General features: G+C 66.8%; 7 protein-coding genes. 4 read left to right on the top strand and 3 right to left on the bottom strand.

Annotated elements, in window-relative coordinates:
* From ACXJKJ_RS29630 to ACXJKJ_RS29620, 3 genes are all read right to left on the bottom strand, one after another.
* Nucleotides 1-1,734 (bottom strand): TonB-dependent receptor plug domain-containing protein (locus ACXJKJ_RS29630; RefSeq protein ID WP_457394826.1); only part of this gene is annotated, 1,734 nt, incomplete at its 3' end.
* A gap of 62 nt (nucleotides 1,735-1,796) precedes the next feature.
* Nucleotides 1,797-2,246, bottom strand: coding sequence for a group I truncated hemoglobin (locus tag ACXJKJ_RS29625; protein ID WP_457394823.1), 450 nt, complete (start codon nucleotides 2,244-2,246; stop codon nucleotides 1,797-1,799).
* A gap of 13 nt (nucleotides 2,247-2,259) precedes the next feature.
* A complete protein-coding gene (locus tag ACXJKJ_RS29620; protein ID WP_457394820.1) occupies nucleotides 2,260-3,150 on the bottom strand; it encodes a DUF3034 family protein in 891 nt (296 codons plus the stop codon).
* A 116-nt stretch (nucleotides 3,151-3,266) separates the two neighbouring features.
* Here ACXJKJ_RS29620 and apbC point away from each other — a divergent pair, with 116 nt between their 5' ends.
* The 4 genes from apbC (at nucleotide 3,267) to ACXJKJ_RS29600 (ending at nucleotide 9,143) form a co-directional block, all read left to right on the top strand.
* Complete coding sequence (apbC, locus tag ACXJKJ_RS29615) at nucleotides 3,267-4,361, top strand: iron-sulfur cluster carrier protein ApbC (RefSeq protein ID WP_457394817.1); 1,095 nt, start codon at nucleotides 3,267-3,269, stop codon at nucleotides 4,359-4,361.
* A 145-nt stretch (nucleotides 4,362-4,506) separates the two neighbouring features.
* The gene (fdnG, locus tag ACXJKJ_RS29610) at nucleotides 4,507-7,578 is read left to right on the top strand and encodes a formate dehydrogenase-N subunit alpha (protein WP_457394814.1); all 3,072 of its coding nucleotides are present in this window, start codon (nucleotides 4,507-4,509) and stop codon (nucleotides 7,576-7,578) included.
* A gap of 11 nt (nucleotides 7,579-7,589) precedes the next feature.
* Nucleotides 7,590-8,504, top strand: a complete 915-nt coding sequence (gene fdxH / locus ACXJKJ_RS29605; RefSeq protein ID WP_056195071.1) for a formate dehydrogenase subunit beta — start codon at nucleotides 7,590-7,592, stop codon at nucleotides 8,502-8,504.
* A 12-nt stretch (nucleotides 8,505-8,516) separates the two neighbouring features.
* Nucleotides 8,517-9,143 carry a formate dehydrogenase subunit gamma gene (locus ACXJKJ_RS29600; RefSeq protein ID WP_457394811.1) on the top strand — a complete coding sequence of 209 codons (627 nt, stop codon included), beginning with the start codon at nucleotides 8,517-8,519 and terminating at the stop codon, nucleotides 9,141-9,143.
* The last annotated feature ends 109 nt before the right edge of the window (nucleotides 9,144-9,252 follow it).

The raw sequence follows: 9,252 nt of genomic DNA, 5'->3' as shown, positions 1-9,252 counted from the left end.
CCAGGGCACCGTCTCCAGCGCTGTCACGGTGCGCATCAGGTTCGTGATGCGGCGCGCGAAGAAGTTGGCACTCAGCAGGCCGCCCTTGGTCAGGTAATGCTCGTAGCCAATCTCGAAGCCGGTCGCCAGCTCGGGCTTGAGGTCGGGGTTGCCGGCGCGGTCGGGCGTGTTGGCCTGGTGAGGCACCTGGCTGTTGATGGTCGGCCGCGCGATCAGGTCTTGCAGCTGCGGGCTGCGGTAGCTGCGCGTCAGGCTGGCGCGGATCATGTCGCGGCCCTTGTCGTCGAGCTTGTAGCGGGCATGCGCCAGCGGCGTGAAGACGCTGGACTTGTTGCGCGCGTCGTAGGTTGCGGCGCTGGACTTGGTGGTGATGCCCTCCCAGCGCAGGCCGGCGTAGAAGTCCCATTGCTTGCCAACGTTCCACTCGTCCTGGGCATAGGCCGCCACGCGCACCGAGGACGCATCCAGGTCGTCGCCAAAGTCGTCCAGCCCCGGCTGGGGCGCGCCGTTGACCAGGGTCACGCGGTTGGTGTGCCGTGTTGTCCCTTCGCCCTCGATGCCGCTGACAAGAGCATGGTCGCCGCCCAGGTTGTGCGAGATCTTGGCCAGCGCACTCCAGTTGCTGTCGCGGCTGGTGTTGTTGTCGTCCTGCAGCCGCGTGGCCGCACCGGCCAGGCGCTCCTGGCGCACGCTGTGGCTCTCGCCACGGGCGCGGCCGATGCCGCCGCGGGCCTCGACCCGGGTGTCGCTGCTCAGCTTGCTCTGCCACTGCGCGTTCAGCCGCGCCATCGTGAAGCGGTTGTCGCCGTCGGTGTCGGCCTGGTCGAAGAAGCCGGGGGGCAGGGGATTGGGCTGGGGCGTCGTCGTCTGCAGCAGCTGGGTGTTGCTGCTGGACTTGGTCGACACGATGAAAGGCTGGATGGCCAGGCTGTCCGTCGCGTTGAGCTTGAACTGCACGCGGCCGGTCAGGTTCAGCGCGCTGCGCTGGTCTTCGGTGCGGCCGCGCGAGGTCAGCAGGCTGTCACTGTTGCTCGCGACGGTATGGGTCAGCGTGTCATTGATGATGTCGTCGATACGCTCACCGCGCATCGCGTTGACGGTCAGGTTGTAGGCATGGCCCTCGCCGAAGTTGTCGTTGCGCGTCCAGCTGATGCCGGGGCTGATCTGGCCGCGCTCGGTCGCGAAGCCGGCGCGGAACTCGTTGAGCTTCTTCTTCAACGCCTCGCGCAGCACGATGTTGATGGTGCCGGCCACGGCACGCGTGCCGTACTCGGCCGTGGGCGCGCGCAGCACCTCGATACGCTCGACCTGCTCGGGCGGCAGCTGGTCCAGCGAGAAGCCGGGCGGCATGCGCTCGCCGTTGACGAGGATCTGCGTGTAGCCGCCGCCCATGCCGCGCATGCGGATGTCGCCGCCGCGGCCCGGGCGGCCGCCGGTGGTCACGCCGGGCAGGCGCTTGATCATCTCGCCCAGCGTCGAGTCGCCGAACTTCTCGATCTCTTCGCGCGTGATGACGATCTTGCTGGCCGTGGAGGCCTTGCGGATGGATTCGTCAGTGGCGGTGCCCGTGACTTCGACGCGCTTGAGCTGCTCGGACTTGGCGTCGGCGGGCTTGGGTGCCGGGCGAGCCGGCGCGGAGGCCGCCGCATCGGGTGCGGCGGGGAACTGCGCAAGGGCAGGCAAGCTGCCGCAGGCCGCCAGCAGGGCGGCCGCGGATACACGGGTGAGTTGCATGGCTGGCAGTGTGCCGCGCGGGCCCGGCCGCCTTGTGGCGCCGCGGTTAACGAAAGAATTCTTTACCGACGTTGCTGCGTTTCAGTCACCGTGGTGACGATTTCGCGGTGCATCGGCGCCAGCCTTGCCAGCATGCCGTTCTGCGCGCTGAAGGGAATGCCCTTGGCATCCATGGCCTGCTGCAGGATCTCCACCAGCGCATTGAAGTCGCGCCGGGCGATGTCCAGGTCCTGGTGCACCAGCTTCATCGGCACGCCCTTGTAGACGCAGGGGCCGCCGGCCTCCTGGCAGAGCTGATCGGTCAACTGGGTCGCCAGGTTTTCGCGGTTGGTGTTCTTGAAGAAGGGCGCCGTGCGTGGGTCGGTCAACAGGCGCGGCACGAATTCGTCCATGACGGCGCGGATGCCTGCCTTGCCGCCCCAGGCCTGGTAGACGCTGTCGTTGGCGGGTGGCGTCTGCGCGAACGCGCCAGCGCCGGTGAGCAGCAGGCAGGCAACAACGGCACGGGCCATCGGGAACTCCGGGTCAGAGCGCGAACTGCGCGGACAGATAGCCGCCGGTCTGGCGCTTGGGCTGCACAGCCGGCACGATGCGGCCGAGGTCCACCCAGGCGGCGGTCAGCGAGACATGCTTGCTCGGCGCCCAGGCGATGAAGATGTCCTTCCAGTCGTCTTCCTTCAGCGCGCCCGCGCCCAGTACCGACTGGTTCAGGTTGTCCGGCTTGGCGCGAAACTCGAAGCCGATGGCCAGGTTCTTGGCCAGCAGCTTGGCGAGCGAGAACTCGGGTTGCAGCCGGTAGCCCTTGCCCTGGGCACCGCCGAAGCCCAGCAGCCCATTCTGGTTGGCCTTGGTGGCACGCAGCGTCAGGTTGACGAGCACGCCGTCGGCCAGGAAGAGCTTGGTGGCGCTGGCGTAGAAGTCCGTGCCCGAATCCCTGGCGCCGAGTGGCCCGAACAGCGTCGGGCCGAGGTTGCCGGCGTGGGTCTTCTTGTGCTCCAGGCCGACGGCGATCTGCGGCATCAGCGTGTCGCTGTCCAGCACGGCGTCGCCAATGACGCGTAGCTTCACGCCGAGGATGTCCTGCTTCAGGTGCAGGCCGTCCAGGCCGAGGGGAGCGAGGTTGCTCTCGGTGTCGAAGTCCTGCCTGGCCAGCGAGACCTCGATGCGGTCGTGGAAGGCGATGGCCGCGCCATAGGTCAGCAGGCCGTAGTTGCCGGTCTTGGCGCGGGTGACGAAGGCGGTGGCGCCGACTTCGCCGGCCGTGGCATAGCTGCCGGTCACGGCCCAGGGCGTCAGCCCACCGCCGGCGGCGCCGTCGATGCTGGACACGCCGCCGGTCAACAGCAGCTTGCCGGACTGGGCAAGGGCCGAGGTTCCCAGCAGGGCGGCGGCAAGCAAGACAACAGGTCGGCGCATGAAATCTCCGGCGGCAATGCGGGGCCGCCTCACTCTACGCACAAAGCCCGCCTACTGGATGCAGACCGCTTGCGGGCTAGACTGTTCGCCCCGTTTGCCGTGAACTGTTCCCTGCCATGACCGCGATCTCCGATGTCCAGCTGCAACCCCTGCTGCAAGCCGTGGTGGACCCCGGCAGCGGCCGCCCGCTGGGTGAAGCCAAGGCGGTCAGGTCGATCAAGGTCGAGGGCTCGGATGTCAGCGTCGACATCGAACTGGGTTACCCGGCTGCCAGCCAGCACGCGGCCCTGCGCGCGGCTGTCATCGCCGCGGCCAAGGGACTGGCGGGCGTCGGCAATGTCAGCGTCGCCATCACCACCCAGGTGGTCGCCCATGCCGTGCAGCGCGGCGTGCAGCTGCTGCCGGGCGTGAAGAACATCATCGCCGTCGCCTCCGGCAAGGGCGGCGTGGGCAAGAGCACGACGGCCGCCAACCTGGCCCTGGCCCTGCATGCCGAAGGCGCCCGCGTGGGTGTACTGGATGCCGACGTCTACGGCCCCAGCCAGCCGCTGATGCTGGGCGCCAGCGGCCGGCCGGAGTCCCTGGACGGCCAGAACATGGAGCCCCACATCGCGCACGGGCTGCAGGTCAACTCCATCGGCTTTCTCGTCGAGGACGACCAGGCCATGATCTGGCGCGGCCCGATGGCCACCCAGGCCCTGGAGCAGCTGCTGCGCCAGACCCGCTGGCAGGAGCTGGACTATCTCGTCATCGACCTGCCGCCGGGCACCGGCGACATCCAGCTGACCCTGTCGCAGCGCGTGCCCGTCACCGGCGCCGTCATCGTCACCACGCCGCAGGACATCGCGCTGATCGATGCCAAGAAGGGGCTGAAGATGTTCGAGAAGGTGGGCATCCCCATCCTCGGCATCGTCGAGAACATGGCCGTGCATATCTGCTCCAACTGCGGCCATGCCGAACATATCTTCGGCGCCGACGGCGGCCAGAAGATGGCGGCCCAGTACGGCACCGAGCTGCTGGCCTCGCTGCCGCTGGCCATGAGCATCCGCGCCCAGGCCGACTCCGGCACGCCCACCGTCGCCGCCGAGCCGGACGGCGAGGTGGCCGGTCTTTACAAAGCACTGGCCCGCAAGGTCGCGGCCAAGATCGCCGCCCAAGGCAAGGACTACTCGGCCAAGTTCCCGAGCATCTCGATTTCCAAGTCGACCTGATACCCGACTGATCCAGTCCCCCAGGGTTGCCCTGCCTGGACAAGGGCCCTCCTTTGTGAAGAAATCACAGTGCGGTGGCCAACGATGGCTGCTGGCGTGATTCGTTCCTGCACAAGAGCGGGCCCTGCCCGCAGGAGACAGCCGAATGGACATGAACCGGAGGGCTTTCTTCCGGGTGAGCGGCGCGGGGCTGGCAGCGTCCAGCCTGGTGGCCCTGGGGTTCTCGCCAACGGCCGCCCTGGCCGAGGCGCGCAACTTCAAGCTTGCCCGGRCAACCGAGACCCGCAACACCTGCCCCTACTGCTCGGTGGGCTGCGGCGTCATCATGTACTCGTTGGGCGACAAGGCGAAGAACGTCACGTCGTCCATCATCCACATCGAGGGCGACSCCGACCACCCGGTCAACCGTGGCACGCTGTGCCCCAAGGGCGCCGGCCTGCTGGACTTCGTGCACAGCCCCAACCGGCTCAAGCACCCCGAGATCCGCGAACCGGGCAGCAAGGAATGGAAGCGCGTTGGCTGGGATGAGGCCATGGACCGCCTTGTCAAGCTGATGAAGGCCGACCGCGACGCGAACTTCGTCGCCCAGAACGCCGACGGCAAGACGGTGAACCGCTGGCTGACCACCGGCATGCTCTGCGCCTCCGCATCCTCCAACGAAGCGGGCTACATCACCCACAAGGCGATGCGCTCGATGGGGATGCTCGCATTCGACAACCAGGCACGTGTTTGACACGGCCCGACGGTGGCCAGTCTGGCCCCGACGTTTGGCCGCGGCGCGATGACCAACCACTGGGTGGACATCAAGAACGCAGACCTGGTACTGATCATGGGCGGCAATGCCGCCGAGGCCCACCCGTGTGGTTTCAAGTGGGTCATCGAGGCCAAGCACCACAACAAGGCCAAGCTCATCGTCGTGGACCCGCGCTTCACGCGCTCGGCCGCCATGAGCGACTACTACGCGCCCATCCGCGCGGGCTCTGACATCGCCTTCCTGGGCGGGGTCATCAACTACCTGCTGACCAACAACAAGATCCAGACCGAGTACGTCAAGGCCTACACCAACGCCAGCTTCATCGTCGGTGAGGACTACAGGTTCGAGGCCGGCATCTTCAGCGGCTACGACGAAGCCAAGCGCCGCTACGACAACAAGAGCTGGGGCTACGAGCTCGACGACAAGGGCTTCGCCAAGGTCGACACGACGCTGGAGCACCCGCGCTGCGTGCTCAACATCATGAAGGCGCATTACTCGCGCTACTCACCCGAGCAGGTCAGCAAGATCACCGGCACGCCCAAGGACAAGTTCCTCAAGGTCTGCGAAATGATCGCGGAGACCTCCAGGCCCAACAAGGTCATGACCATCATGTACGCCCTGGGCTGGACACAGCACAGCCAGGGCTCGCAGATGATCCGCACCGGCGCCATCATGCAGCTGCTGCTGGGCAACATCGGCCTGCCCGGCGGCGGCATGAATGCGCTGCGCGGCCACTCCAACATCCAGGGGCTGACCGACCTGGGCCTGCTGTCCACGTCGCTGACGGGCTATATGAGCCTGGCCCGCGACAGCGAGCAGGACCTGGAGACCTACTACAAGACCCGCGCACTGAAGCCCCTGCGCCCCGGCCAGATGAGCTTCTGGCAGAACTATCCCAAGTTCTTCGTCAGCCAGCAAAAGGCCTGGTGGGGCAAGGCCGCCACGGCCGAGAACGACTGGGCCTTCCACTACCTGCCCAAGTGGGACAAGGGCTACGACGTGCTGCAGACCTTCGAGCTGATGGGCCAGGGCAAGCTCAACGGCTACATCTGCCAGGGCTTCAACCCGGTCGGCAGCTTCCCCAACAAGAAGAAGATCATCGGCGGCCTGTCCAAGCTGAAGTTCCTCGTCGTCATCGACCCGCTCAACACCGAGACCGCCGAGTTCTGGAAGAACCATGGCGAGCACCACGACGTGAAGAGCGAGGACATCCAGACGACGGTGTTCCGCTTCCCCAGCACCTGCTTCGCGGAGGAGGATGGGTCCCTCACCAACTCCGGCCGCTGGCTGCAATGGCACTGGAAGGGCGCCGAGCCCCCCGGTGAAGCCAAGGGCGATCCCGAAATCATTGCGCAGCTGTTCATGCGCATGAAGGCAGCTTATGTGAAGGAGGGCGGCGCCTTCCCTGACCCCATCGTCAATCTGAGCTGGCCCTATCTGCAGCCCACCAACCCCTCGGCCGAGGAGCTGGCCAAGGAATACAACGGCAAGGCCCTGGCCGACGTGACCGACCCCAAGGACGCGACCAAGGTGCTGGCCAAGGCAGGCGAGCAGCTCAGCGGCTTTGGCCTGCTGCGCGACGACGGCAGCACCTCCAGCGGTTGCTGGATCTATGCCGGTGCCTGGACGCAGGCCGGCAACCAGATGGCCCGGCGCGACAACGCCGACCCCTATGGCATCGGCCAGACGCTGGCCTGGGCCTGGGCCTGGCCGGCCAACCGGCGCGTGCTCTACAACGCCGCCTCCTGCGACCCGACCGGCAAGCCCTGGAACCCTAAGCGCCGGCTGATGGCCTGGAACGGCGAACGCTGGGGCGGCTCCGACGTGCCCGACATCCGGCCCGACGCCAACCCGACCGATGCCGACGCGGTGCGGCCTTTCATCATGACCGCCGAGGGCGTGGCGCGGCTGTTTGCACCGACCGGCCTGGTCGACGGCCCGCTGCCCGAGCACTACGAGCCCTTCGAGACGCCGCTGGCCAACAACCCCATGCATCCGGGCAACGCCAAGGCCAAGTCCAACCCGGCCGCGCGCGTCTTCAAGGGCGACATGGAGGCCTTCGGCACGCCCAAGGACTTCCCTTACGTGGCCACCAGCTACCGGCTCACCGAGCACTTCCACTACTGGACCAAGAACGTGCTGACGTCGGCCGTGCTGCAGCCACAGCAGTTCGTCGAGATCGGCGAGGAGCTGGCCAAGGAGAAGGGCGTCGCCAACGGCGACTGGGTCAAGGTGACGAGCAACCGCGGCTTCATCAAGGCCGTGGCCGTTGTCACCAAGCGTATCCCTTCGCTGGACGTGGACGGCAAGCGCATCCACACCGTGGGCCTGCCCAACCACTGGGGCTTTGTCGGCGTGGCCAAGCCCGGTTATCTGGTCAACACGCTGACCCCCTTCGTGGGCGACGCGAACACGCAGACGCCGGAGTTCAAGAGCTTCACCGTGAACCTTGAGAAAGCCTGAGGGAACACGTCATGTCTTCACTCCAATCCCTGGACATCGCCAAGCGCTCGGCCACCACGACGCCGTCCACCCAGGCCCGGCACCATGTCGCTGAAGTTGCCAAGCTCATCGACGTGTCCTCCTGCATCGGCTGCAAGGCCTGCCAGGTGGCCTGCATGCAGTGGAACGACCTGCGTGACGACGTCGGCGACAACCACGGCACCTACGACAACCCACGCGACCTGACGCCGCAAAGCTGGACGGTCATGCGCTTCTCGGAAGTGGAGGTCGAGAAAGACAAGCTGGAATGGCTGATCCGCAAGGACGGCTGCATGCACTGCGAGGACCCGGGCTGCCTGAAGAGCTGCCCGGCGCCCGGCGCCATCGTCAAGTACACCAACGGCATCGTCGACTTCATCTCCGAGCACTGCATCGGCTGCGGCAACTGTGTGACGGGCTGCCCCTTCGACGTGCCGCGCATCAGCAAGGTCGACAGCAAGGCCTACAAGTGCAGCCTGTGTTCCGACCGCGTCGGCGTCGGCCTGGAGCCGGCCTGCGCCAAGGCCTGCCCGACCGGCGCCATCCGCTTYGGCACCAAGGAGGACATGCTGGACTACGGCGCCGAACGCGTCGTCGACCTGAAGGAGCGCGGCTACGCGAACGCGGGCGTGTACGACCCGCCGGGCGTGGGCGGCACCCACGTCGTCTATGTGCTGCAGCATGCCGACCAGCCCGAGCTCTACAGCGGCCTGCCCAAGGACCCGAAGATCAGCCCGCTGGTATGGCTGTGGAAGGGCGCGGCCAAGCCGCTGGCGGTGGCTGCCATGATCGGCGCCGTCATCGCCGGCTTCTTCCACTACACGCGCGTGGGTCCCATCGAGGACCCGGACGACCCCGAAGCGGACCGCAACGTCGCCCGTGACGATGCCGACCACCCCACCGCCTGACAGGAGCGCACCATGGCAACCCGCCTTCTGCAGCGCTACAGCGCTGGCGACCGCACCAACCACTGGTTGATCGTGCTGTTCTTCCTCGGTGCCGGCCTCTCGGGCCTGGCCTTCTTCCACCCGGCCTTCTACTTCCTGACCGCGTTTTTCGGCGGTGGCACCTGGGCGCGCATCCTGCACCCCTTCATGGGCTTGGGTGTGGCGCTGTGCTTCGTCGTCATGTTCATGAAGCTGTGGCGTCACAACCGCATGACGGACCTGGACAGGGAATGGATGAGGCACAGCGGCGACATGCTGCGCGGCGACAAGAGCCACATGCCGCCCGTGGGCCGCTACAACGGGGGGCAGAAGGTGGTGTTCTGGCTCATGGCTGCCAGCCTGCTCGTGCTGGTGCTGACCGGCTTCATCTTCTGGCAGCCCTGGTTCGCCGACAGCTTCCCCATCCTGGCGCGGCGCATCGCCGTCGTGCTGCATGCGCTGTCGGCCACGGTGCTGATCCTGACCGTCATCGTGCACGTCTACGCGGCCATCTGGGTCAGGGGCTCGCTGCGCGCCATGACGCGCGGCACGGTGACCGAGGGCTGGGCGCGCCAGAATCACGCGCTATGGCATCGCGAAATGACCAATGACCGTCGGTAGCTCCCAGAAGATCCTCAGCCCGGAAGAGATCGCCGTTCGCGCCGGCGAGCAACTGAGCTTTCTGCACCTGCCCGAGCCCGGCGTGTTTGCCGATCGCGCGTTGCGCCTG

It is taken from the genome of Roseateles sp. P5_E1 (genome assembly GCF_054049335.1).
Note: the sequence above shows the minus strand (reverse complement) of the source record. Positions and strands in the feature narration are given on the sequence as shown.

Bases quoted from the DNA above. Each gene is read 5' to 3' on its own strand.
- ACXJKJ_RS29625 (WP_457394823.1), bottom strand. From the start codon at position 2,246: ATGGCCCGTGCCGTTGTTGCCTGCCTGCTGCTCACCGGCGCTGGCGCG.
- ACXJKJ_RS29600 (WP_457394811.1), top strand. From the start codon at position 8,517: ATGGCAACCCGCCTTCTGCAGCGCTACAGCGCTGGCGACCGCACCAAC.
- ACXJKJ_RS29620 (WP_457394820.1), bottom strand. From the start codon at position 3,150: ATGCGCCGACCTGTTGTCTTGCTTGCCGCCGCCCTGCTGGGAACCTCG.
- apbC (WP_457394817.1), top strand. From the start codon at position 3,267: ATGACCGCGATCTCCGATGTCCAGCTGCAACCCCTGCTGCAAGCCGTG.